The 25,334-nt window shown below is 40.2% G+C and carries 20 protein-coding genes; 16 read left to right on the forward strand and 4 right to left on the reverse strand.

The features are described 5' to 3' along the window. Nucleotides 1-2: 2 nt before the first annotated feature. Nucleotides 3-1,394 carry a class II fumarate hydratase gene (locus D9T12_RS05490; protein ID WP_130537236.1) on the reverse strand — a complete coding sequence of 464 codons (1,392 nt, stop codon included), beginning with the start codon at nucleotides 1,392-1,394 and terminating at the stop codon, nucleotides 3-5. Nucleotides 1,395-1,716: 322 nt separating this feature from the next. On the opposite strand from D9T12_RS05490, the gene D9T12_RS05495 reads away from it, so the two are divergent. Then, nucleotides 1,717-4,257: an ATP-binding protein gene (locus D9T12_RS05495; protein WP_165395042.1), complete on the forward strand. Its 2,541-nt coding sequence runs from the start codon at nucleotides 1,717-1,719 to the stop codon at nucleotides 4,255-4,257. Between the two features lie 87 nt (nucleotides 4,258-4,344). After that, nucleotides 4,345-4,992 (forward strand): response regulator, encoded by a 648-nt coding sequence (locus tag D9T12_RS05500; RefSeq protein ID WP_130537238.1) that lies wholly within the window; start codon nucleotides 4,345-4,347, stop codon nucleotides 4,990-4,992. Nucleotides 4,993-5,123: 131 nt separating this feature from the next. Here D9T12_RS05500 and D9T12_RS05505 read toward each other — a convergent pair whose 3' ends face one another. After that, nucleotides 5,124-5,807, reverse strand: a complete 684-nt coding sequence (locus D9T12_RS05505; RefSeq protein WP_130537239.1) for a DUF5610 domain-containing protein — start codon at nucleotides 5,805-5,807, stop codon at nucleotides 5,124-5,126. Between the two features lie 187 nt (nucleotides 5,808-5,994). Between D9T12_RS05505 and prfB the strand changes: the two genes are divergently transcribed. The 3 genes from prfB to D9T12_RS05520 all read left to right on the forward strand — a co-directional run bounded on the left by prfB (nucleotide 5,995) and on the right by D9T12_RS05520 (nucleotide 12,079). Next, nucleotides 5,995-7,090 (forward strand): peptide chain release factor 2 gene (prfB, locus tag D9T12_RS05510; RefSeq protein ID WP_165395043.1). Its coding sequence is split into 2 segments (ribosomal slippage): nucleotides 5,995-6,066 and nucleotides 6,068-7,090, totalling 1,095 coding nucleotides; the frame shifts between segments, so codons are not numbered across the junction. Between the two features lie 284 nt (nucleotides 7,091-7,374). Beyond that, nucleotides 7,375-8,886 (forward strand): lysine--tRNA ligase, encoded by a 1,512-nt coding sequence (gene lysS / locus D9T12_RS05515; RefSeq protein WP_130537241.1) that lies wholly within the window; start codon nucleotides 7,375-7,377, stop codon nucleotides 8,884-8,886. A gap of 286 nt (nucleotides 8,887-9,172) precedes the next feature. Then, nucleotides 9,173-12,079 (forward strand): methyl-accepting chemotaxis protein, encoded by a 2,907-nt coding sequence (locus D9T12_RS05520; RefSeq protein ID WP_130537242.1) that lies wholly within the window; start codon nucleotides 9,173-9,175, stop codon nucleotides 12,077-12,079. A 118-nt stretch (nucleotides 12,080-12,197) separates the two neighbouring features. On the opposite strand, the gene ygfZ is transcribed toward D9T12_RS05520, so the two are convergent. Next, complete coding sequence (gene ygfZ / locus D9T12_RS05525) at nucleotides 12,198-13,283, reverse strand: CAF17-like 4Fe-4S cluster assembly/insertion protein YgfZ (protein ID WP_130537243.1); 1,086 nt, start codon at nucleotides 13,281-13,283, stop codon at nucleotides 12,198-12,200. A 356-nt stretch (nucleotides 13,284-13,639) separates the two neighbouring features. Here ygfZ and D9T12_RS05530 point away from each other — a divergent pair, with 356 nt between their 5' ends. After that, complete coding sequence (locus D9T12_RS05530) at nucleotides 13,640-14,161, forward strand: chemotaxis protein CheW (RefSeq protein WP_130537244.1); 522 nt, start codon at nucleotides 13,640-13,642, stop codon at nucleotides 14,159-14,161. Between the two features lie 88 nt (nucleotides 14,162-14,249). On the opposite strand, the gene nadB is transcribed toward D9T12_RS05530, so the two are convergent. After that, nucleotides 14,250-15,881 (reverse strand): L-aspartate oxidase, encoded by a 1,632-nt coding sequence (gene nadB / locus D9T12_RS05535; RefSeq protein ID WP_130538540.1) that lies wholly within the window; start codon nucleotides 15,879-15,881, stop codon nucleotides 14,250-14,252. 422 nt (nucleotides 15,882-16,303) lie between these two features. Here nadB and D9T12_RS05540 point away from each other — a divergent pair, with 422 nt between their 5' ends. From D9T12_RS05540 to D9T12_RS05585, 10 genes are all read left to right on the forward strand, one after another. After that, nucleotides 16,304-16,765 (forward strand): SoxR reducing system RseC family protein, encoded by a 462-nt coding sequence (locus D9T12_RS05540; RefSeq protein WP_130537245.1) that lies wholly within the window; start codon nucleotides 16,304-16,306, stop codon nucleotides 16,763-16,765. 89 nt (nucleotides 16,766-16,854) lie between these two features. Continuing rightward, the gene (locus D9T12_RS05545) at nucleotides 16,855-18,282 is read left to right on the forward strand and encodes a DegQ family serine endoprotease (RefSeq protein ID WP_130537246.1); all 1,428 of its coding nucleotides are present in this window, start codon (nucleotides 16,855-16,857) and stop codon (nucleotides 18,280-18,282) included. Between the two features lie 251 nt (nucleotides 18,283-18,533). Beyond that, the gene (lepA, locus tag D9T12_RS05550; protein WP_130537247.1) at nucleotides 18,534-20,336 is read left to right on the forward strand and encodes a translation elongation factor 4; all 1,803 of its coding nucleotides are present in this window, start codon (nucleotides 18,534-18,536) and stop codon (nucleotides 20,334-20,336) included. Beyond that, nucleotides 20,336-21,106, forward strand: a complete 771-nt coding sequence (gene lepB, locus D9T12_RS05555) for a signal peptidase I (protein WP_130537248.1) — start codon at nucleotides 20,336-20,338, stop codon at nucleotides 21,104-21,106. Before lepA ends, lepB begins: the two co-directional genes overlap by 1 nt. After that, nucleotides 21,106-21,825, forward strand: a complete 720-nt coding sequence (rnc, locus tag D9T12_RS05560; RefSeq protein ID WP_240693247.1) for a ribonuclease III — start codon at nucleotides 21,106-21,108, stop codon at nucleotides 21,823-21,825. Before lepB ends, rnc begins: the two co-directional genes overlap by 1 nt. 60 nt (nucleotides 21,826-21,885) lie before the next feature. Continuing rightward, nucleotides 21,886-22,827: a GTPase Era gene (era, locus tag D9T12_RS05565; protein ID WP_130537249.1), complete on the forward strand. Its 942-nt coding sequence runs from the start codon at nucleotides 21,886-21,888 to the stop codon at nucleotides 22,825-22,827. Between the two features lie 62 nt (nucleotides 22,828-22,889). After that, nucleotides 22,890-23,591, forward strand: coding sequence for a DNA repair protein RecO (gene recO, locus D9T12_RS05570; RefSeq protein ID WP_130537250.1), 702 nt, complete (start codon nucleotides 22,890-22,892; stop codon nucleotides 23,589-23,591). A gap of 109 nt (nucleotides 23,592-23,700) precedes the next feature. Then, on the forward strand, nucleotides 23,701-24,450 hold the full coding sequence (pdxJ, locus tag D9T12_RS05575) for a pyridoxine 5'-phosphate synthase (protein WP_130537251.1): 750 nt from the start codon (nucleotides 23,701-23,703) through the stop codon (nucleotides 24,448-24,450). 35 nt (nucleotides 24,451-24,485) lie between these two features. Continuing rightward, complete coding sequence (gene acpS / locus D9T12_RS05580) at nucleotides 24,486-24,869, forward strand: holo-ACP synthase (protein WP_130537252.1); 384 nt, start codon at nucleotides 24,486-24,488, stop codon at nucleotides 24,867-24,869. A gap of 38 nt (nucleotides 24,870-24,907) precedes the next feature. Continuing rightward, entirely contained in the window at nucleotides 24,908-25,294 is a 387-nt protein-coding gene (locus D9T12_RS05585) for a hypothetical protein (protein ID WP_130537253.1), read from the forward strand. Nucleotides 25,295-25,334: the final 40 nt, after the last annotated feature.

Below are 25,334 nucleotides of genomic sequence, written 5' to 3' on the forward strand. Positions count from 1 at the left end.
ATTTAAATGCTTGGGTTACCACCAAGAGTCAAAAGATGTGGGTCAAGGTATTTTTTTAGAGTGACTTCATCCATGTCAGTCATTTCTAAGGCAACCTCTAGTACTGGACGATTCGACGCATAGGCTTCTTTGGCAATGGCTGCACCTTTTTCATAACCAACAACTGTATTCAACGCGGTAACTAAGATTGGGTTTGCTTCCAACGCGCGTTTAAGATTCGCTTCATTCACAGTAAAACCTTCAATTGCTAAGTCTGCTAATTGCGTGCAAGCCGTTGCAGAAATTTCCAAACTTTGTAGTAGGTTGAGTGCAATCATTGGCAACATCACATTTAATTGGAAGTTACCTGCTTGAGCGCCGACTGTAATGGCTGTGTGATTTCCCATGATTTGAGCGGCAACCATGCAAACCGATTCAGGAATGACTGGGTTCACTTTTCCAGGCATAATTGAGCTGCCAGGCTGTAAGGCTGGCAACTGAATCTCACCCAGTCCGGCCAGTGGGCCTGAATTCATCCAGCGTAAATCGTTGGCAATCTTCATTAGACTTGCCGCCAAAACATTTAATTGACCACTCAGTTCAAGTGCAGAATCTTGGGCATTCAATCCCATAAATAGATTATCCATTGGTTCAAAATGCATAGCGGTAATGGTTGCTAAATTGGCGGTCGTTAGGCGCCCAAATTCTGGATCGGCATTGACGCCCGTGCCAACCGCTGTACCACCAATAACCAGTTTTTGAATACGTTTTTGAGTATCTTTTAAGCGTTCAATATTATCTTCGATTTGTGCACGCCATGCGCTGAGCTCTTGACTCATACGAACCGGCATGGCATCCATTAAGTGAGTGCGTCCAGTTTTAACGACGCTATCTAATTCCACTTCACGTTTCTGAATGGTTTGCGCCAATTTTTGCATAGCTGGAAGTAGTTTTTCTTCAAGTGCAATTGAGGCTGCTACGTGAATCGCAGTTGGTATCACATCATTCGAGCTTTGGCTCATGTTTAAATCATCGTTTGGATGAATATCGACACCGGTTAATTGATTTCCTAAAGTGGCCAGTACTTCATTGGCATTCATATTGGAACTGGTACCAGAACCTGTTTGGAAGACATCAATTGGAAAATGCTCATAATAGCCACCATCAATCACAGCTTTAGCGGCCGTTTGAATTGCATTTGCTTTCTCTTTACTCATCAATCCTAGCTCAAGGTTTGCTTCCGAGCAGGCGAACTTTACATAGCAGATTGCGTCAATAAAACTGTGAGGCATAGGAATGCCGCTGATAGGAAAATTATTAATTGCGCGTTGGGTCTGAGCGCCATAAAGTGCATTTTCAGGAACCTGTAAAGTTCCCATGCTGTCTTTAACGATACGAGTGTTTTCTGACTTCATAAGATTTTGCCTAAAATTTAAAAGTTTTGTTGAACAGTAGTTTATTGACCACCGTTAATTGAATTGCGACTATTTTACAAAGTTGTCAGAAAGTTTAAACAAATTCACAAAGATTCATTATGATAACTGGTTAAATTGACTAAGAATGTTTACTTAGTCTTTCTTGATTAGCCAATAAGAAGCTCTGTTAGTTATTCAAGGGTGACTGTTAAAATTCCAAAAGGCAGGTGAATTATTGTTATTGCGTCAATGATTAAATTTCAATTTTTGCATGAAATGTTTCAATCGTGTTTGAACTCAATAAAGGATGTCGTTAAATTTTATGAGAAAAAAGCAAAATAATACTCATAAAAATTCAATGAATTCTCGCGACGTAGAGGCTGAGGAGAGTTCAACTCGTCCAGAGAAAAACGCATCAGCACATTATAGCCCTATCGAATCTGCATTATTGGAACAGCTGCTTTGGTGGCAGCTAAAAGTCCCTATTGAAGTGGTGGAAATGCTTAGCGTTGCGCCAAGAGTCGTTCGCAGCGAAGACAGCAGCTCAAACCATCAATTACTTAAGTGGCTAACGAATCCTCAAAACTCCCAGAAAGTTGAATTATCAAGTGCTTGGAAGCAATGGTTTGATCAACCACCCAAGAGTTTCTTTGATCGAATAGACGGTAAGCAGCTGGTGGCATTGAGCGCCAAAGTTGAATCAGTTCTTATGACGCCCCAAGAAGTCATTGGCTTAACGCAAGAAATCAAAACTGATTTTGGGAAACGCAAATTTTATACGCAGCTTCATTGCTTAATTGAGCCAGATGAAATTAGAGTTTGGGCAAATTTAGTTGATGCAAATAGTTTTTTACCTAGCACCAGTGATTTGAATAAAGATAATAATTCGTTAGAGTTTTTCTATGAACGACAAGTATTGATGGAAGAACAGAACAAAGTCATTAAAAGCTCTTTTCAAAAACAATCCCGTTTTTTAGCCATGCTCAGCCATGAATTACGTTCACCATTGCTTGGCTTGCAAGCTATGGCAAAGCGTCTTGCACAAAAATATCATCAAGAAGAGGAGCTAAACAATAGCTTTGAATCCATGTCGAGTACCGTTGAGTATTTAAGTTACTTGATCAACGATATTCTAACCTACTCTCAAACTGAGTTTAATTCGGTTCAGCTTTACCCTCATGAGTTCGATTTGGAGTCGTTACTCAAGGATGTAGAAATGTTGACCAAAGACATTGCTAAACAGAAGAAGCTTGATGTCACAGTGGTCTACAAAGGTGAAAAACAGACGCTGTTTGGCGATAGGGTTCGTCTCAAACAAGTGTTTTTGAACCTAATCGTGAATGCTATCAAGTTTACGGAAACGGGTGGGGTGATTCTTGAAGCCGAGAAGATCAGACGACATGAATTTTTATTTAAAGTCAAAGATTCCGGCGAAGGGATTGCTGAAGATCGATTGAATCGAATTTTTGAACCTTTTATGCAGCTAGAATCAAGTCGAGCGAATAATCAATTTGGAGCGGTTTTAGGTTTATTTGTTGTTAAACAGTTAATTGAATTAATGGGAGGGACAATTGAGGTGACAAGTCAGCCAGGTGTTGGAACGGAATTTAGTTTCCGTTTAAACCTGTCTGAACATGCTTTCCAGTCTCAACAATTGTTGGGAGCAAATCGTTCCAAACGACAAAATGCTCCTTCAGTCAGTGTCAATAACAAAGAGAAATTGGCTTTTCAAAAGTCAAATCAAATCGATTCTAAGACTCGCCCAGATAATGAAAAAGATATTTTGGATTTTTTCGAAGACCATAAGATGGTTCCTTTCGATGAGACAACTTCACAAGTTCCAAAAGAAACTCGTCACGAAGTGAGTCAAACGCTCTCTAATGAATTGCTGGATGGTGACTCTAATCCAAGTGAATTAGATGAACTTGACGCATTAATGGAGACCTACTCGTCTATAGACGAACCATCACAATTTTCTAAACCATCAGAAATTCTGCCAGATGAAATTATTCACACAAAATCTAATAACACGACTTCTTACCGGCCGATCAATGTTTTGATTGCCGATGACTCCGATTTAAATTTGTGGGTATTGGCCGATTTACTGAAAGAGTTTGATTGTGTGGTAACTGAAACAGCAGATGGTGCAGAGGCTTGGGAAGCATTTCAAAAAGAAAAGTTTGATTTGGTTATCTTGGATATACAAATGCCATTTATGAGTGGTATTGAAGTGGCCCAAAATATCCGAGCTAGTGGGGAACAATCTGAAAAGCTTCCACCGATTGTTGCAGTTACTGCTGGAGGGGATGAATTTGTTTTTCAAAATGAACAGCGTTCTTTAGAAGGGGTTTTTGATGACTGGATACTGAAACCTATTGATCTAGCACTGATAAAAAAGATTTTAGAGCGCCATTTACTGCTGGTACCTGAATCTATAGATGAAAGCCATGATGAGCCGTTGATTCAACCGAGTGACAGCGCAGAAAAGATTGCTGGTCATGTTGAAAAAGACGCTTGCGAAAATGACTTGTCGAATATCAACGATTCTTATGACGAAATTCCAAAACACCTCATTGCTTTGTTTGACGATTTTGTTGCTCAAACCACTGAATTATTAGCTTTGATAGAGTCTTCTGTGGACGCTAAAAATTGGGAAGATGCTGCAGGACATGCTCATAAGTTAAAAGGAAATATGATGCTATTTCAGCTAAATGACGCAGTGGTTGCTCTAAAAAACTTAGAGCTTACGGTGAAATCCGGTGAAAATCCTGATCTTAAACAAGAAAATTGTCATCAAATATGTCAAACTTTGCGCACTTTGTTAAAAGCGCTTGAGAAGTCTCATTCAATCAAAGATAATTAATACATATTTTTACGTAAGCTGTATATTCAGTGCTTGAATGGTTTATAAAGCATTCCAATGTCGGCAAAAACATAAGGTTGGTTTAAAATGTCAGAAAAAATTACAGTCGTTCTTGCTGAAGACCATGCACTCGTTCGAGCTGGTTTTAAGGCAATTATTAATGCTACCGAAGATATTGAAGTTGTTGGTGAAGCTGAAGATGGTTTGGAATGTCTTGAATTGATTCGTAGTTTGTCTCCACAAATTTTACTACTAGATTTGTCCATGCCTAAGTTGAGTGGTGTTAATGTCATCGGTCATATCAACAAACGTTATTCCGATACCAAAGTTATTGTTTTAACCGCTGCAGAAACCTTAAGTGTTTGGCGTGAGGTTTTAGATTTGGGTGTGCAAGGTCTGGCCATGAAATCAATTCATCCAAAAGAGCTAAATAATGGAATTCGTTCTGTATTAAAAGGTGAGCAGTTTATTCATTCTGAAATATTGCCAACGATTGAAGCGTCAGAAGGTTTGAAAAATAAATCGCTTTCTGTTCGTGAAAAGCAAGTGGTTAAACTGGTTGCAGAGGGATATAAGACAAAAGAAATTGCTGAAGCTTTGGAAATTTCTGATCGAACCGTCTCTAAACATCGTGAAAACCTCATGACCAAGATGGGAGTGACTTCGACGGCTGAGTTGACGAATTATGCAAATCAATCAGGTTTGACGAAAGTTGGTTTAGAAGAAATAGAATAAGTTTCTCTAAACGTTACAAAAAACCGGCTGAATGGCCGGTTTTTTATTGTAAATATCATGTTAATCGCTGATTACTTAAACGGCATTAGTTTCTTAATTAAACACCGGCCGGTAAGAATTAACAATCTCAACTACTCAGCCTTTTCTGAGTCCGTTGCAGGTGCCTCATCAACAATGCCTAAGAAATCTTTACGAAACTGTTCCATTCCTTTTTGAACTAAGTCAAATGTTGCGTTGTAGTTTTCTTCCACGGTATCTTCAAAGACATTCAAATCGCCAAGAAATCCTTTGGCTTGTTCAAACCCTTGAATCAGCCCACCACCGACTACGTCCATGAATTTATCCATTAAAGCTTCGCCTTCAAGTTCAGGGTGAGCATTTTGAAACCCAGATAAAAACCCGGTTGCACCATCGACAATACGTTTGGCCGTATTTTCAGATGACCAATATTCCATGCCACCTTGTTCTTCAAGTTTTTGCTGGCTCACTGGATCTGCAGCTTCACTGTCAAGACCTAAATCAATGCGCAATTTCTCATTGATTGCTTCAATAGCCGACTGATAGCTGACTTTCATTGAGAAAAGTTCAATGTCTTGTTTTGAACCTTGATTGAAAAGGTGAGTGATAACACTGGCATTTTGTTGCAGTTTTGCCGAGTGGAAGGTTTTGTCAACGGCCATTTGTGCAATAGGAGAGGCATTATCTGGCAAATCAGGTCGGTTTTTCAAAGCGGCTTGTTTATCAGAAGCAACTTCCATTTTCATTGAGTTTTGGTAACTTTGGATTGAACTAAGAGTTTTCATATCGACAGCCATTAGAGTCTCCTTTTTTCAAATCTTATCCTAGTGATAGTTTATAACGGCCAGTAATAAAAAACCTTGAATTTTATTTTGTTGGTTTTCAAGGTGTTATGGAGTTGTTAAATGAGATGTCTTTGCTTTTTTTAATCGGAAACTGGTATCATTCCGGCAATTTTTCAATGCGTGTCCCGAGGCTCGAATCATGGAATTGAATCCAATCTATAACCGAATCAATGATTATCAAGAACGTACCCAAGTGCTTAGGGGGTATCTTTGACTATGATGTCAAAGCGGAACGTTTAGAAGAGGTCAACCGTGAATTGGAAGACCCTAATGTTTGGAATGATCCTGAAAAAGCACAATCGTTGGGTAGAGAAAAGTCGCAGCTAGAGAATATCGTTGCGACGATTCAAGACTTAGAGGGCGGGTGTGAAAGCGCCAATGAATTATTGGAATTGGCGGAAATGGATGGCGATGAAGAGATGGTCTCGGAAGTTGAAACCGAATGTGACCGACTAGGTGAACTCATCGATAAGCTGGAGTTCCAACGAATGTTCTCAGGTGAGATGGATGTCAATAATTGTTATCTAGAAATTCAATCTGGGTCAGGTGGAACTGAAGCGCAAGACTGGGCAAATATGATTTTGCGTATGTATCTGCGTTGGGCAGATTCCCACGGTTTTAAGTCAGAAATTGTTGAAATCACCGATGGGGACGTCGCTGGTATAAAAGGTGCAACGGTTCATATTCAAGGGGATTATGCTTATGGTTGGGCGCGAACCGAAACTGGTGTTCACCGTTTAGTCCGCAAATCACCCTTTGATTCCAATGCCAAACGTCATACCTCGTTTGCATCCGTGTTCGTGTCACCAGAAATTGATGACAGTTTTGAAATTGAAATCAATCCTGCTGATTTGCGAATTGATGTGTATCGAGCTTCGGGTGCCGGTGGTCAGCACGTCAACAAAACTGAATCTGCAGTACGTATTACCCATTTGCCGACCAATACGGTAACTCAATGTCAAAATGGCCGATCACAGCATCAAAATAAGGCAGAAGCCATGAAGCAGCTGCGTGCAAAATTGTACGAATTGGAAATGCAAGAACGTAATTCTGAGAAGCAGGCGCTGGAGGATTCAAAGTCTGATATTGGATGGGGAAGCCAGATTCGTTCCTATGTTCTTGATTCAGGTCGAATTAAAGATTTACGAACCAGTGTGGAAACAGGGAATTGTAATGCGGTGTTGGATGGAGCTCTTGATCAGTTTATTGAGGCCAGTTTGAAAGCTGGGATTTAATGTTGATCGCGCATTGCCAGTTGTGTGTTTTAAAAAGACGCTACCAGTTCATCCTGAAGGCTCTCACTGCACATCTTGTGCTGTGAAGCTTTTGAAAACAACAACTGCCATGCTTTTAAACTTTGTGAAGTAAAGCATTCGCACTATATTTCTAATAGATGCTCTAAAACAACTCTACCGGCCGGTAGAGTTTAGGCGTTAAACAACGTAAAATACCGCACAATTATAAATTCTACCGGCCGGTAAAGCTTTTGGCCGACTTAATAACTTAAGTGAGTAAACCGATGTCAGATAACCAAAATAATGTCCCTGAAGTTGATGAGAATAAAATCATTGCGGAACGTCGTGCAAAATTAAATGCATTGCGAGAGGCAGGGCATTCTTACCCAAATCATTTCCGCCGCGACCATGCTGCTGCAGATTTGCAGGCGCAATATGGTGAAATGGAAAAGGAAGAGATGGCGGAAGCCGAGCCTGTAAGAGTCAAAATCGCAGGCCGAATGATGTTGCGTCGTATTATGGGTAAGGCAAGTTTTGCGACCATTCAAGATCATTCTGGTCGTATTCAGTTATATGTCACGCGTGACGAGTTGCCTGAAGGTTTTTACAATACTCAATTTAAGAAATGGGATTTGGGCGATATTGTCGGCGCGGAAGGCTATTTGTTCAAAACCAATACCGGTGAGTTATCAATTCATGTAGAGCATATTGAGTTAATCACCAAATCACTACGTCCGTTGCCGGATAAGTTTCATGGTTTACAAGATCAAGAAATGCGCTATCGTCAGCGTTATGTGGACTTGATTGTGAACCAAGAATCCCGTGAAACGTTCCAGCTGCGTTCGAAAATTGTACAACATGTACGTGATTTCTTAATCCGTAAGAATTTTATGGAAGTGGAAACGCCAATGATGCACGTGATTCCAGGCGGAGCAACGGCTAAACCATTCCATACTCATCATAATGCGTTGGATATGCCTTTATTCTTGCGTATTGCACCAGAGCTTTACTTGAAACGTTTGGTTGTGGGCGGTTTTGAACGTGTGTTTGAAATTAACCGTTCTTTCCGCAATGAAGGTCTTTCAACGCGGCATAACCCAGAGTTTACTATGGTGGAGTTTTATGCGGCTTATACGGACTATCATCAACTGATGGATTACACCGAAGAGTTGTTAAAAGAACTCGCTGAGTTGGCGGTTGGCTCGACCAAAGTACCTTATCAAGGAGATGAGTATGACTTTGGTAAACCGTTTGCACGTTTGACATTGAAAGATGCAATCCTTAAATATAATAACGGTGTTACAGCGGAACAATTGGAAGATTTTGATTCGGCAAAAGCCTTGGCTGAATCTCTCAATATCCGCATCGAGCCGGGTTATGGTCTTGGAAAAATCATTACAGAGATTTTTGAAGAAACGGCGGAACATAAACTTATGGATCCAACTTTCATTACAGAATATCCTGCTGAGGTTTCCCCTTTGGCGCGCCGAAATGATGAAGATCCATTTATTACTGACCGCTTCGAGTTGTTTATCGGAGGTCGAGAATTGGCAAATGGATTCAATGAGTTGAATGATGCGGAAGATCAGGCGGAACGTTTCAAGGCACAAGTTGAAGCTAAAGATGCGGGTGATGATGAAGCCATGCATTTTGATGAGGATTACATTAACGCCCTTGAGCACGGTATGCCACCAACAGCAGGTGAAGGGATTGGTATTGATCGATTAGTTATGCTCTTTACTGATAAGCCTTCTATTAGAGACGTGCTTTTGTTCCCGCATATGCGCCAGCAATAGTTAGGAAAAAAGTTTGAACCTTTTTGAAAACCGCTTTGAGAACATCTCAAAGCGGTTTTTTACTATTTAGCTTTAATAAATTCAAAAAATAGGTTTTGGTTTTACTTTTGCTTTGTTCTTTGTTTGCAGGTATGTGACCAATTTCATTGCCATGCCTTGAGAATTTTTTCTTGCTAGTTCGATAATATACGTAAAAAAATAACCATGATAAATTTGATGGAGTTATTAATTTCATATATAGTTTGCGAATAGTAGCAAAGTTAGTTTTATCGTTTTGGAGAACATTATGTCCAATCAAAATCAAGTTCGCTTGGCCGCCAATGTGGATGCAGAAGGCACAATTACCTATATTAACCAAGACTATATGAACTGGTTAGGGTACGAAGAAAAAGAAATTTTGGGGCAGAAAACAGATATTTTGCGTTCGGATGAGACTCCCTCAATCATTCAAGAAACGATTCGTGAACAGATGCTCAAAAATCAGCCTGTACAATTTCCTATCCATGAAAAGAAGAAGAATGGAGAAAAGTATTGGGCTGATATGACTATTCAACCCATTTGGGAAAATAATCAGTATAAGGGATACACATCCATTAAAAAAATCGTGACTGATTCTCAGAGGATTGCGAGTCATGAAACCTTGTACCGGGAAGTTAGGGAAGGCAAGAAGGTTTATACCAATGGGATTTGGGTGTCGAAAGGCTTTCATAATTGGATGACTCGTCTAGGTTTGCAGAAAGCTTCTTTAATGACTAAAACACTGCTTACGATTGTTTCTGTCTCTTTATTGATTATTGTGGGTGAAGGGGTCTTCACTCTCAATAAAATGTCAGATATTGAAGAGTCTTCCGCAGCAGACCGCTCTAAACTTTTAAACATGCAGGTTCAAGATAAGCTAATCAAGAAGGAAGAGATTGGGATTACCAACGCAATTGGGATTACGTTCTCGGAACAGGTTTCAGAGCTCATTGCAAGCGAGAATCAGAAAGCACTGCATGAATTATTATCTTCGGCTGGTAAAAGTTACGCAAAAAGTTCAGATCTACGCAATGTAAAATTGCACTTTGTCAATGAAAAAGGGATTTCTTACTTGAAGTCATGGAAATCACTTGAAACACAGCAACTATCTGATTTATCAGCTCGAAGCTATATCAAAAAAATTTCTAAAGACCACAAGCCAATTGTTGCAAATGCATTAAGTTCGGTGGGCTATAACATCAAATCAATTGTTCCAGTTTTCTACAAAGGGAAATATGAAGGGTTTGTAGAATTTATTCAAGGTGTTGGCTCTTTACGACGAGATTTTGATAAAGACGGTAAATTCTATGTAGCCGCTATGTCTGTTGATTATGCATTGAAAGGTGATCAATTTCGACAAAAGAACGCCAAGAACAAACCGGTCTCTGCAGATGGTAAATGGGTTGTTGGGAATGATAAACACTTTTCGAGTGACAACAGTGAAAAGCAAATTGCTCTATTGAAACAAATTGATATTGATAAGTTATTTGCTCAAGGCTATTTGGTTTCAGGAGATTATTTCCACTCAGTGCTACCTATTAAGACGCTATCTGGAGAGTTAATGGGTTACCACATTTTAAGTGAGCCTATTGCTGAATTGGAGGTTTATGTTTCAGAGAAACAAGATATTGCGATTGGTGCATTTATTAATGTTGTTGTAACGGTAGTGATTCTTTCATTACTAATTATGCTTTTGCTCTGGTTATTCATTTTAAAACCAATGCGTAAAGTGCAAGAAGTAATGGAACAAGCAACCTTAACAAGCGACTTGTTTGCTCGTGTACGCTATTACGCAAAGGATGAAATTGGGCAGCTTGGAACAGCTTATAACCGTCAAGCGATGTTATCGCAATGCATTATTGCTGAAGCAAATGCAGCCATGGAAGAGCTTGAGAAAGGGCGTTTGGACTATCGCATCCTTACGCCATTTGATTCGGACTACAATATGCTTAAAGGTCGAATTAACAATACGTGTAGTGTATTGTCGGACACATTCGACTCATTAAAAGATGTCATGGAAAATTTACAAAAAGGTAATTTCCAGAAACAAACTGAACACCAGTTTGTGGGTGAATATGCTGAAATTATCGATGCGGGTCAGACGGCTATGGCAAATTTAGCCGAGGTGTTTGCTGAGATTAATGGTGTTATGGGTTACACCGCTCGTGGTAAGTTAGATGAGCGAATTGTTAATTTCCAAGAAGGTGATATTGCAAATCTTCAGCAGAGCATTAATAAGTCTCTGGAATTGATTGAAACTGGCTTTCAAGATGTCATTAAGGCTAGCGAACGTATGGCAGAAGGCGATTTTACCCAAGCTATTACAAACAACTATGAATTCTCATTAGATGTCGCCAAGCAAGCAGTGAATGCGAGTATGGATCGTCTAACTGAAACTATGATGACCCTTCGTCAAACTGCTCATGAAGTTTATGAAAACACGGAAAATGTGGTGGAAGGGACACAAAGTTTGAATGAACGTACTCAAAACCAGGCGGCTTCACTGGAAGAAACGTCAGCGGCAATGGAGCAAACAACGGCTCAAATCCGTAGCAACCTAGAGAATACAATTGAAGCCTCGAAAATGTCTTTGGAACAAAGCGAAAGCCTTAAACAAGCCAATGGTTTGATGCTGGAAACTAAAGGCTCTATGCACAACATTCAGGAGGCTTCGCAAAAAATTAAAGACATCACTTCTTTGATTGACTCTATTGCCTTTCAAACAAATTTGCTTGCCTTGAATGCCGCGGTTGAAGCTGCTCGAGCAGGTGAGCATGGTCGTGGGTTTGCGGTTGTTGCCGGTGAAGTTCGTAGCTTGGCAGGAAAATCGGCAGATGCAGCTAAGGAAATCGAGAAATTAATTCTTGAATCAACCAGTGCAATTGACGTAGGGGTGAGTCAAGTTGAGCGAGTGGCTGAGTCTTTGAATACGGTGACTGAAATGACCACAAAAATGCAGAGCATTATTTCAGAAGTCGAAACGGCTTCAAAAGACCAATCTATTGGAGTGGAAGAGGTTAATAAATCAATCACACATATTGACAGCATTACACAGCAAAATGCGGCTTTGGTGGAAGAAACCACTGCAACGACAGAAAGTTTGAAGCATTCAGCAGATTCAATGCAGGGAATTATTCAAGGCTTCAAATTAAAAGCCGGATTACCAAATCGATAATAATCCAGGACAGTGTTTCAAAAAAAGGCCAGCATCATTGCTGGCCTTTTTGTTTTTAACCGATAGAAATAAGCTCTAACGACTGTTATAGGATAAGAACTATCTTTTGTGAGGAAGTTTATTCCTCTTCTGTAATTTTATAGGGCAGAGGTTCAATGCTGACAACCTCTCCATTTTCAGTTTTTAAATCGCCTTGAGCGGCATCTAAAGAGCGCAAGGTTGCAACTGCATTGAGAATACTGCCTTGTAGAATGTCTTTGCCACAAGCAATCGTTATTAGCTTATGAGATTTTCCTGTTTCATCAATTAGAGAAAATTCTTCACCCGATTCCAGTTCAACGACTGAATCGGTGCGAAGGCGTAGCATTCGTTTGGTAATTTTGCCACGATAGTGGATACGAGCAATAATCTCTTGGCCAGGAAAACAACCTTTTTTAAAATTAATTGCATCAAATTTGTCTAGGTTTAAGAATTGTGCGGTGAACTTGCCGGTAGTTTTGATATTAACAGTCGGTACTGCTGCGGCTATATTCAAAAGCTTCCAATCTTCTGCATTTGTCACGTCACTGTTAATACGAATCTCTTGCCAAGCTTGAATGATTTGCTCTGCTGGTCCGAAAATTTCATAACGATGATAAGGTCCTGGTACTTTCACCATCAGCACGTCGGCCATCTCTGCATTGTCTACATAACCACATTCAAACACTTCTTTGATTTTTGTATCCAAACGACGTTGAACGTCTAAATCACCAAATTCACCGGCAAAGCCAATGTGAACGATTTCTTGGCGCATGTCGGTTAAGGTGACATCAGATCGCATAATAAACATTTGTAAGCGTTTTTGAATAGTCTCTGCTAAGGAGAAATCAAAGCTTAGAAAATAGTCTTGCTTGTATTTAAAGACTAAAAATAGGGCAAGTACATTGCCTTGAGGGTCGCAATAAGCAGAGAACTGGGCATGTGTTTCTGTTACATCTTTTAAATCAGCGGTAAGTTGGCCTTGTAAAAAATCAAATGCCTCACTACCAGACACCTTTAATAATGCTTGGTGGTTTTGCGAAGTGACAACTGGACCATGCTTTATTAAATAGTGTTCAATTTCAGGTGCGCCAAACGTTTTGACTTGGCCAATCTCATCAAGCTGTGCATTTTGTGAGTCTAGGAATTCAATCCAACTGGGAGATAGGTGCGTCATGTTTTCCATAATTAATTATCGTTCTCTTTTTATTTATAGTTTTGAAACAATTGACGGAAGAATTCAACCGTCGATATGGGATGAATAGTAAACAAACCCTGTAGCCTTTTTTGATATTTGAAAATGATACCGAACAAAACTAAAAGCACAAGTCACTATCGCCTTTAAGACAAGTGGCGGTTGAAGAGAGTGTACTGGCAGCTGCGGTCGAGTTAATCTAATGCGAACCTATCATTTTTGTCTATGAATAGGGTTTTGTTGAATCTTAATTGATTTTGATAAAGTGAATTTTATTGTGTCAATTCGGTGTTTTAGCTAAGATGAAACAATCTATGTAGTGTGTGTTCTAAACTTGGAGCTAAAACGTGTCAAACCAACAAGAGTTTCTAACCTTTAAATTAGGTAAAGAAGAGTATGCCGTCGAAATCATGAGAGTTCAGGAGATTCGAGGGTGGCAAGAGCCAAGTCCTTTACCGCAGGTTCCACCTTTTGTAAAAGGTGTTGTGGATCTTCGTGGCTCGATTGTTCCAATTATTGATCTGCGCCAACGGTTCAACTTACCTCAATCCTACGATGGCACGACGGTGGTCATTGTTGTGAATGTAAAAACACGAATCGGCGATCGAGTGATTGGTTTAGTCGTCGATGCGGTCTCAGATGTTAAAACTTTGGATTTGGATAATCTACAGCCACCACCAGATATTTCAGATTCAATTGATTCCCAGTTTATTCGTGGATTGACGACGGTTTTTGATCAATTAAGCCCGACATCTGGCCAGACTGACGAACAGAAGAAAAATAAAAAAGGGCGTATGGTTGTTATTTTGGATATCGATTTAATTGCGAGTGATGGTTTGATTGAGGAAATCACTCAGCAACAAGCATAAAAAAATTTTAAAGCATACCGGCCGGTATGTTCCTTGTAGCAGAATGTATTTCACCGGCCGGTTACTTAATTATTCAAAAGTGAATAATTTAGTGACGAGTTTTCTTACAAGGTTTTGGGGCTTTAAACAATTTTTTAGGGTCTAAAATTGTGGGCTTGGCTCTCTTTGAAAGCTTTGGATAATCTAGGTTGTAATGCAACCCACGACTTTCTTTCCTTTTCTGCGCGCTTAAAATCATCAGCTCGGCAACCATTGCCAAATTCCGTAGCTCGAGCAGGTCACTGGTCAAAGTGTGTTGGCAGTAATATTCATAAATCTCTTTTTGTAGATTTCGAATTCGTTGCAAAGCACGTTTCAAACGTTTATCTGTACGGACGATTCCCACATAATCCCACATGACTCGACGTAGTTCATCCCAGTCGTGACTGACTAGAATTTTTTCTTTTGCATCTGTAATTCGACTTGTGTCCCAGGGTTTTGGTTGGAAGTTCTGATCAAATGGCTTGTTTTGGGCAAATGCTTTTTCAATACTGCAATGCGCAATTTTGGCAAATACTAAACCTTCAGCCAAAGAGTTGCTAGCCAATCTGTTGGCGCCATGCAGTCCGGTGTAAGCTGTTTCGCCGATAGCATAGAGTCGTGTAATATCTGTTTTTGCATCTAAGTTTGTGTGGATACCTCCACAAGTGTAGTGTGCAGCTGGAACCACTGGAATCGTTTCTTTGGTGATGTCGATGCCTACCGCGAGGCAGCGTTTATAAATGGTCGGAAAGTGGTTTTTCACGTAATCAGGGTCTTTGTGAGAAATATCTAAGTAGACGCAGTCAATTCCATGTTTTTTCATTTCTTGGTCAATGGCTCTGGCAACAATATCTCTTGGTGCTAAATCAGCACGTTTGTCATAGTCCTGCATAAAAGCATAGCCATTTGGTAGACGTAAAATTCCACCTTCGCCGCGTACTGCTTCACTGATTAAAAATGATCGATCCCTTGGATGATATAAACAGGTTGGATGGAATTGGTTGAATTCCATATTGGTGATGCGACAGCCTGCACGCCAAGCCATGGCAATTCCATCGCCAGTCGAAGTATCGGGATTACTTGTGTATAGGTAGGCCTTACTCGCCCCACCCGTTGCCAAAACGGTGAACTGTGCTTTGATTGAATAAACTTGGCTTTCTAATTTGTTCAATACGTAAGCGCCCATGCATTCTTTCGATTTTGGATGCAAAATTAAATCAATGCTGATATGTTCCGGCAGAATTTGAATATTCGGGTGATGCTTGACAGTTTTAATTAAAGTGTCGGCAACGGACTTACCTGTGTGATCGGCGGCATGGATGACTCGTCGATGGCTGTGGCCACCTTCTTTTGTCAGGTGAAATGGAAATTCCGAGTTTTGAGCGTTTTGATTTTGCTCTTTACTGAATGGAACACCTAACTGAATCAATTCTTGAATTGTTTCTCCCGCATGTGTTGCGACAACAGCGACTGCTTTAGGGTCGCACAAACCTGCACCAGCGGTTAATGTATCGTTAACATGGGCTTCAATGCTATCAAAAGGATCAAGAACACCAGCAATTCCACCTTGAGCATAGGACGTTGAGCCTTCATTGATGGCACTTTTCGATAAAACAGTAACTTTGTGATTTATGGCTAATTTCAGAGCGAGTGATAGGCCTGCAATACCGCTGCCAATAATTAAGACATCGGTTTCAATGTGAAAGTTTTCATGTGTGATTTGGTTCGTTGTTTTATTGCTTGTGCTGCTCACTGAGGCGACCCGAAAAGTTAGCTGACTTGAAATTTAAAGTCATTGGTAAAAGGTATACTAATTCCCAAATTATAAGGGGTGAAGAAGCTTATATGTGGTCAATTCTTATGGGTTTTGGTAAAAGTCAGATTTTTGTCAAACATAAATAAAATAAGTTCTGCGTATAGTTGTAAATTTAATTCTCAAAAAAGTCTGGCAACAGTTTGAATTGTTCATTCAATACTTGAAAATCTGCACAAGTGATACCAATATAGGCTAATAGATTGAAATTTTCGTATAAGTCAGGCTATTGGAGTTTGACAAGTTTTCGTTATAAAGCTCTATTGCTCGTTAGGCTTTTTTTATTCAACATAGGAAAGAAAATAGCAATGCAGTCAAACAGCTATAGTCAAAATTTAAACGAAACAGGACGAGTGGTTGATGTTTCAGATGAGTATGTCTGGGTTGAAACGCAAAGAAAATCGGCGTGTGGAAGTTGCCAAAACTCTTCAGGATGTGGGACGGGAAGTTTGTCTAAGTTATTTGTTAATGACAAGCCTGCCTTGTTAAAAGTGCCAAAAACGTTTGAAGTGAAGGTTGGAGACCATGTTCATTTGAGTATTGATAAGCAATTTTTTATACAACAGATTTTTCTCGCTTATGGGTTGCCGCTTATCGGCTTTTTTGCAGGTGCTGTTATTTTTGAAGGCTTAACGGCATCGTTTTTAATTCAGGGAGAGTTACTTACGATTGTAGGTGGAATTATTGGCTTGTTTGGTGGCTGGTGGGGTTCAAAAAAACTTTACCGGCCGGTACTTCCTAAAATAGTTAAAGTTGAAAACTTTAATTAATTCAATTTTTAAAATTTTAATTTAGAGAGCTTTATACCTGCTAGGGTGCAAAACTCTCATGTAGTTTGTAGTAAGAAGGGTCATTAATTATGAGACAGAGAATATCGCCATCATTGATTGTCGCTCTAGTGATGAGTTTGGTTATGCTCGGCTTTACGTCACAAAGTTTCGCTAAGACGAATGCTTACGGGTTGCCTGATTTCACACAATTGGTTGAAGAGAATAACCAAGCGGTTGTTAATATCAGCACCACCCAAAAAGTTAAACGCCAAGCAATGCCACAATTTCATGGTATCCCAGATGAGATGTTAAGACGTTTCTTTGGGTTTCCACCGGGCATGTTTCCTCAGCCACAACCAAGAGGTGATGAACAAAAAGAGCAGGCGCATTCTCTAGGGTCTGGGTTCATCATTAGTGAGGATGGCTACATTTTGACGAATAATCATGTCATTGAAGATGCGGATGAAATTATCGTTCGTATGCGTGACAGAAAGGAGTTGGTTGCAGAAGTCATTGGTTCTGATCCTAGAACAGATATTGCACTTTTGAAAATCGAAGCGGAAGATTTACCGACAGTAAAAATTGGCAAGAGTTCTGACTTAAAAGTGGGTCAATGGGTGATTGCAATTGGCGAACCGTTTGGGTTGGACTACACCGTTACGCATGGAATTGTTTCAGCATTAGGGCGTTCTTTACCAGATGATACGTACGTTCCCTTTATTCAAACGGATGTCTCCATTAATCCGGGTAACTCTGGTGGGCCTTTATTCAACCTAGATGGGGAAGTTGTGGGAATTAACTCGCAAATCTACTCTAAAAGTGGTGGTTCGATGGGGCTTTCTTTCTCAATCCCGATTGATATTGCTATGAATATCACTCAGCAGTTACGTGAAAATGGAGAGGTAAACCGTGGATTTTTAGGTGTTCAAGTTCAAGAAGTTACCAGTGAGCTGTCTGAGTCATTTGGCTTAGAAAAGCCAATTGGAGCACTTATTGGTGAAGTTTACCCAGATACCCCAGCTGAAAAGGCAAAACTTGAAGCGGGTGATGTTATCTTGGAGTTTAATGGAAAATCCATTATCAAGTCTGCAGATTTGCCTCCAATTGTTGGGGTTTCACCGATTAATAAACCTCTAAAAATTAAAATTTTGCGTCAAGGGAAAGTGCTTTACAAAACGGTTTATTTGCAGTCGCTTGAAAAGTCAAAGCAAATGGCATCGGCAAAACAAAAACGTTTAACTGCCAATCGATTAGGAGCAGAAGTGGCAGAAATTTCAAAAGAGGAAATGGAAGAACTTGAAATTAAATATGGCGTGAGAATTATTGATGTTGAAAAAGGCCCAGCGAAAAAAGCTGGGATTCGTAAAGGAGATGTTTTGCAGACAATTGATTTTAAACGGGTTATGAATGTATCCCAGTTAAATAAAATTTTAAAGGATCTGCCGGAAAATCGTTCTGTTCCAGTTCGTTTGCTTCGAAATGGTCAATCGGTGTTTTTACCGCTTAAATTAGATTAGACGTGAATCTTGGATAAGTTTTTATAACTACTGCGAAATCGTTTTAATTAGCGTAAAATAGCGGCAATTTTCAATCAGACAGGCTCTATGCCAAAATCTGTACGTAATTGCCTTGTGAGTCAAGCGGTTTGCAGAATAGTGGGTTTTAATCTTGTCTGAAAATGAAAAGGGGCTTTTGCCCCTTTTTTATTGTTGGTGTAAATGTCATATCAATGCACCAACAAAATTAAAAATTTCGTTTTGGAGTTTCAATGTCTAGCGACTTAAAGCATATTCGTAACTTTTCAATCATTGCTCATATTGACCATGGTAAATCTACTATTGCGGATCGTTTCATCCATCATTGTGGTGGTTTGACCGATCGCGAAATGGACGCTCAAGTTTTAGATTCAATGGATATTGAACGTGAGCGCGGCATAACAATTAAGTCGCAAAGTGTTACCTTGAATTACGAAGCACAAGATGGACAGATCTATCAGTTAAATTTTATTGATACGCCAGGACATGTGGATTTTTCTTATGAGGTTTCAAGATCATTATCTGCCTGTGAGGGAGCCTTGCTGGTGGTCGATGCCTCTCAAGGTGTTGAGGCTCAAACGGTCGCGAACTGTTACACAGCAGTTGAACAAGGGCTTGAGGTTTTGGCGGTACTCAACAAAATTGACTTACCTGCAGCAGACCCAGAACGTGTGATTGAAGAAATTGAGGAAATCGTTGGCATTGAAGCTGTAGACGCTGTTCGAGCGAGTGCAAAAGCTGGCATTGGAATTGTTGAAACGCTTGAGGATATTGTTAAAAAAATTCCTCCTCCGCAAGGGGATCAAAAGGCACCTTTAAAAGCATTGATTATCGATTCTTGGTTTGACAATTATCTTGGAGTCGTCTCATTAGTTAGAGTGATTGACGGCAAAATTGGTAAGAAAACCAAAATGAAAGTTATGTCAACGAAAGAAGAATATTCCGTTGATCAAGTGGGGATTTTTACACCTAAACGCACACCTAAAGATTATTTAAGCGCAGGTGAAGTTGGTTATGTCGTTGCGGGAATTAAGGACATTGATGGGGCGCCTGTTGGGGATACATTAGCTGAATCGGGGCGTGAGATTGAAGCACTTCCTGGATTTAAGCCTGCACAACCGCGAGTATTTGCTGGTTTATTCCCTGTCACCTCTGAGCAATATGAAGACCTACGCGAATCCTTGCGAAAATTGCGCTTGAATGATGCATCGTTATTCTTTGAACCTGAGACATCTCAGGCACTAGGATTTGGTTTCCGTTGCGGGTTCCTTGGAATGTTGCACATGGAAATCATCCAAGAACGCTTGGAGCGTGAGTACAATCTGGATTTGATTAGTACTGCGCCTACAGTTGTTTATGAGGTTTTAACTAAGCAAGGTGAAACGTTAAAGGTAGATAACCCATCGGAGTTACCAGAACCAAGCATTATTGATGAGATTCGCGAGCCAATCATCAATGCAAATATTTTGGTGCCGAATGAATTTGTTGGTGCGGTTATGAAGCTTTGTATTGAAAAGCGTGGTATCCAGAAAGATATGCAGTATTCCGGTGGTCAAGTCTCTATTAACTATGAACTGCCTTTGAACGAAGTGGTTTTGGACTTCTTTGACCGTTTAAAATCATGCAGTCGAGGTTATGCGTCGATGGACTATGATTTTAAGCGTTTTCAAGCAGATGATTTGGTTAGAATGGATTTCTTGATTAATGGCGAAAAAGTGGATGCATTGGCTGTGATTGTTCATAAAAGCTTTGCGGTACAACGCGGTAAAGTTATCATCGAAAAACTTCGTCAGGTGATTCCTCGTCAAATGTTTGATGTTGCCATTCAGGCTGCTATTGGTGCAAAAGTAATCGGCCGTACTAACGTGAAAGCATTACGTAAAAACGTTACGGCAAAATGTTATGGCGGCGACGTTTCTCGTAAGAAAAAGCTGTTACAAAAACAAAAAGAAGGTAAGAAACGCATGAAGGCTATCGGTTCAGTGGAAATACCACAAGAAGCCTTTCTTGCGATTCTTGATACAGGAGACTCCTAATGAATTTTGAACTAATTTTGGTTCTAGTAACGGTCATTACCGGTGTTATCGTGTTTATTGACCGTTTGGCGTTCAAACCAAAGCGTGAGAATACAACGATTGAACGCAAGGAACCGATTCTTGTGGAATATGCGCGATCTTTGTTTCCTGTATTTTTAATTGTTTTGGTTTTGCGCTCATTCATTATTGAGCCTTTTAGAATTCCGTCTGGTTCCATGTACCCAACTCTAGAAATCGGTGACTTCATTGTCGTAAATAAGTTTTCATATGGTGTCAAATTACCAGTGACACAGACAACGATCATCCCTATCTCAAAACCGGAACGAGGAGATGTTGTGGTTTTCAAATACCCAAAGGACCCAGATGTTGATTACATTAAGCGAGTCGTAGGCTTGCCAGGCGATGAAATCGCTTATTTAAACCGCACGATTTATGTGAATGGACAGCCGGTAGATAAAAAATATATTGGTGAATACCGAGGCACTGAATCCGGAAAGATTATGGATGGTGCCGAGATTCATCGTGAAACATTTGCCAATGGTAAGAGCCATGAAGTGCTTATTGATGCGGATAAAAGTAGCTATGACATGCAGCCCAAAACTGTGCCTGAAGGACATTATTTTATGGTTGGAGACAACCGTGATCACAGTAATGATAGCCGTTTTTGGGGCTTTGTTCCTGAAGAAAACTTGAAAGGGCGTGCCTTTGCTATCTGGATGAATTGGGATAATGGCGTACACTTTAATCGAATCGGAAAAGGAGTGGAGTAATGCCCACACCGCAGCAGCCAGTTATGGAGATCGAAAGAGAACGTAAATTGATTCAGTTATCTAAAAAACTTGGTTATGAGTTTCAGGATTTAAACTTTTTACAACGTGCGTTGACCCACCGAAGTGCCGGTTCTAAAAACAATGAAAGACTTGAGTTTTTGGGCGATAGTTTGGTGAATTTTATGGTGGCAGACGTTCTGTTTCATCAGTTTACTAAACTTGCTGAGGGAGATATGAGTCGTATCAGAGCTCATTTGGTAAAAGGGGATACCTTAGCGATTATCGGTAAAGAATATGATTTGAGTGATTATCTGATTCTTGGACCGGGTGAATTGAAAAGTGGTGGCTATCGCCGTGAATCGATTATTGCGGATTCCGTGGAGGCGATTATTGCTGCGGTCTATGAGGATGGCGGCTTGGACGCCTGTCGTGCTATGGTGATGAGACTCTATCAGAAGCGTTTGGAAAACCTTGATCCCAAAAAAATGGGGAAAGATCCTAAAACACGTTTACAAGAGTTTTTGCAATCACGAAACCAATCATTGCCCGAGTACAGTATTATCAGTGTGAATGGTGCCGCGCATGCACAAGAATTTACCGTATGCTGTTATGTTGAAATGTTGAATACCAAATTTGAAGCCAGTGCTTCAAGCCGACGTAAAGCGGAACAAAAAGCCGCAGAAATCGCTTTAGATGAAATTGAAAGCCGGAACATTTAATGGCTTCTTTCACCTTTAGCATCACTTCACCGCCCAACTTTAAAAAATAGCGAGTTCATTATGTCTAATCAAGTTGATACACCTGAGTCACCCGAGTCGGATGAATCGTTTCAATGTGGCTTTGCTGCGGTAATTGGTCGGCCAAATGTTGGTAAATCGACAATCATGAATGAGCTTTTGGGTCAAAAACTTAGCATTACTTCGCACAAGCCTCAAACCACACGCCATAGAATTCATGGTATTCACACGACCGATGCCTTTCAGATTGTTTTTGTCGATACTCCTGGGATGCATTTGGGAGGAAAGAAATCGATTAACGATTATATGAATCGTACCGCAACCAGTGCTTTTGCTGATGTAGATGTAGTGATGTTTGTAGTTGAAGCTGGGCGTTGGACGGAAGAAGATAAGGTGGTTGCACGCAAGCTTAAGCATTTGCAGATGCCAATTATTTTAGTAGTCAATAAGATTGATAAACTCAATGATAAAACCGAACTTTACCCTTATGTTGAACAAATTCAACAAGAGGTTACGTTTGATGCCTTGTTACCTATTTCAGCGTATAAAAAAATCAATCTACCTGCATTGGAAACCGAAGTTTTAAAGTTTATTCCCAAGCAACCTGCGATTTTTCCAGAAGATTCTATTACAGATCGCTCGATGCGTTTTTTAGCAGCTGAAATGATTCGTGAAAAACTTATGCGTAGCCTTGGAGATGAAGTCCCTTATGGTGCGACAGTTGAAATCGAGCAGTTTGAATTTGATGACGAAGAGGGGCGTTGGGTCATTCATGGATTGATTTTGGTTGAACGCGCGGGCCAAAAGAAAATTGTGATTGGTCACAAAGGTTCCGTTATTAAAGACATTGGTATGAAAGCGCGTAAAGATTTAATCGCCATGCTTGATGCACGCGTGCATCTAGAGTTGTGGGTTAAGGTGAAAGAAAACTGGTCGGATGATGCGCGTGCTTTGGCAAGCTTGGGCTATAACGATAATATATAAAATTTTTGGATTACTTACCGGCCGGTAAACTTTCTCAGCTACCTTGATGAACTAAGATTCGCATGCCAAACTTTGAACAACATTGTGCCTATGTACTCCATAGTCGGCCTTATCGTGAAACCTCGGCTCTGGTGACATTTATTGCTCCGCAAAAAGGTAAATTTAATGCGATTGTTCGTGGGGTTAAAGGCCCAAAAGCCAAGAACAAATCTGCTCTTATCCAACCGTTTCAAAAACTGGAGCTTCGTTGGAAACCCAATGAACGTTCCGAACTTGTCTCACTTCAGTCTTTAGAATTTGCTCAGCTGAGTTTTCCGCTCCAAGCGACCGCAAATATTTGCGGGCTTTATGCCAATGAATTGTTATATCGTTTGATGTTTCCTCAGATTGAAGCGCAAACGATTTTTCATGTTTATGAACAGTTATTGTATTCGTTAGTAAAAACTCAAACGTTGGATAAGGCGGATCAACAAGCACAAATTGAATGGGGTTTGAGGTTGTTTGAGTATCAAATACTCAGTGAGTGGTTAGAAGGTTTTTCATTAGAAAATATCGAAAATTTATCGCAAGAATTTCGTTATGAGTTTATTCCAGATTGGGGCTGGAAACACCATCCGCAAGGGATTTGTGGCAGAGACCTATTAAGTTTGCAGAATCAAGAGTTTGTACAGGCCTCTTTGCCGGCTTTGAAAAGGCTCATGCGGTATCAGATTTCCAGTCTGTTAGGAAATAAGCCTTTAAATACTCGTAAGCTTTTCTCTTAGCGCAGGATTCTTTAACATTTATTTGTGAAAAAGCTTTAGAATTTCCAACTTTAGTCAGCTTGCATTTTTAGCGGCGGTTTAAGCAAACGTCTAACTATAAGGTACCTCTATGAATCCCATTTATCTCGGTTTGAATATTGATCATGTTGCCACACTTCGTCAAGCACGAGGTACGCGTTATCCTGATCCAATTAAAGCGGCATTGGATGCGGAAATGGCCGGAGCGGATTCTATAACACTGCATTTGCGTGAGGATCGTCGCCATATTCAAGATGAAGATGTTTTGCGAATTGCACAAGTTCGACAAACGAAAGTGAATTTGGAAATGGCAGCGACAGAGGAAATGGTTCAAATTGCCTGTGCTGTCAAACCCGAAGATATTTGCTTAGTGCCTGAAAAACGTGAAGAATTAACCACGGAAGGCGGCTTGGATGTTGCAGGTCAAAAACCTTGGCTAACAAAAGTGTGTGCTCGTTTAGCGGATGCAGGTTGCCGTGTCTCGTTATTTATTGATCCTGATGAATCGCAAATTTTGGCTGCGAAAGAAGTCGGTGCCCCAGTCATTGAACTACATACTGGCACTTATGCAGAACTTGAAAAAACTGAAGACGTTGCAGCGGAATTAGAGCGAATCAGGCAGGCCACATCTTTTGCGGTCGAGAATGGTTTGATTGTGAATGCAGGGCACGGGTTGCATTATCATAATGTACAACCGATTGCTGCCATTAAAGAGATTGAAGAGTTGAATATTGGCCATGCAATTATTGCGCAAGCAATCTATTCGGGCTTACCTGAGGCCGTAAAAGAGATGAAACGCTTAATGGTAGAAGCTCGTCAAAATGCTTATTTAGTCGATTAATTCAGAGCTTTCAAAACGTAACCGGCCGGTATAAAATGATTATAGGGATTGGGACTGATATTGTAGAAATCGCTCGCATTGAAAAAATGCTGGCGAATCATCCCCAATCGTTTCCAGAACGGTTATTGACTGAATTTGAACTAAAAGACTTTGCGACTAAAAAATTTCCTGAAAAATTTTTAGCGAAACGTTGGGCGATTAAAGAAGCCATTTCAAAAGCCTTGGGAACAGGGATTGCAAAGGGCGTTAGCTTCACTGATATGGAAGTTTCTCATACCGAATTAGGCGCACCAGTCCTTCGTTTAACCGGCCGGTCAAAAAAACGAGCCGATGAATTGGGGATTCAAAACTGGCAAATCAGCGTCAGTGATGAACAGCATTATTGCGTTGCCTTTGCGCTTGCCCAAGACTCGTTCTAAAGGTTCGTGTCCAAAGTTGGTTGGAGCCAATGATTTCTATGCAATTAACATTTCATTCAGACGAATTTTCCAATCTACCACTCGATGATCAATGTCAGCAGTTAAAAAACTTTTTTGAATCTCAAATCGACCGAATTGACCGCCAATTAGTTCGTGATTTAAGTTTTATTTCACAGCTTGCTCATTACAAAGAAGGAATGAAAATCATTCGGGTTGAATCGATACCGGCCGGTAAAAACTTGGATCGTTTTTATCTATACTTTGAATACGAATGGCATATTTTTCAAGGGTGTATGGCAATGGAAGACAGCGGCATAATGAAGGATAAAGTCAAATTCTCCATCGACTCTTCAAGTATACCCTTGCACAGCATCATACTGGATTTAACCCCTTTCCAAACCCTTTCTACCGCAGATGAACTCTAACGAGTTTTTCCAGAAACATTCCATCAAATCCTAGAAAAGT

It is taken from the genome of Thiomicrorhabdus indica, from assembly GCF_004293625.1.
In the GTDB taxonomy this organism is placed as follows: domain Bacteria; phylum Pseudomonadota; class Gammaproteobacteria; order Thiomicrospirales; family Thiomicrospiraceae; genus Thiomicrorhabdus; species Thiomicrorhabdus indica.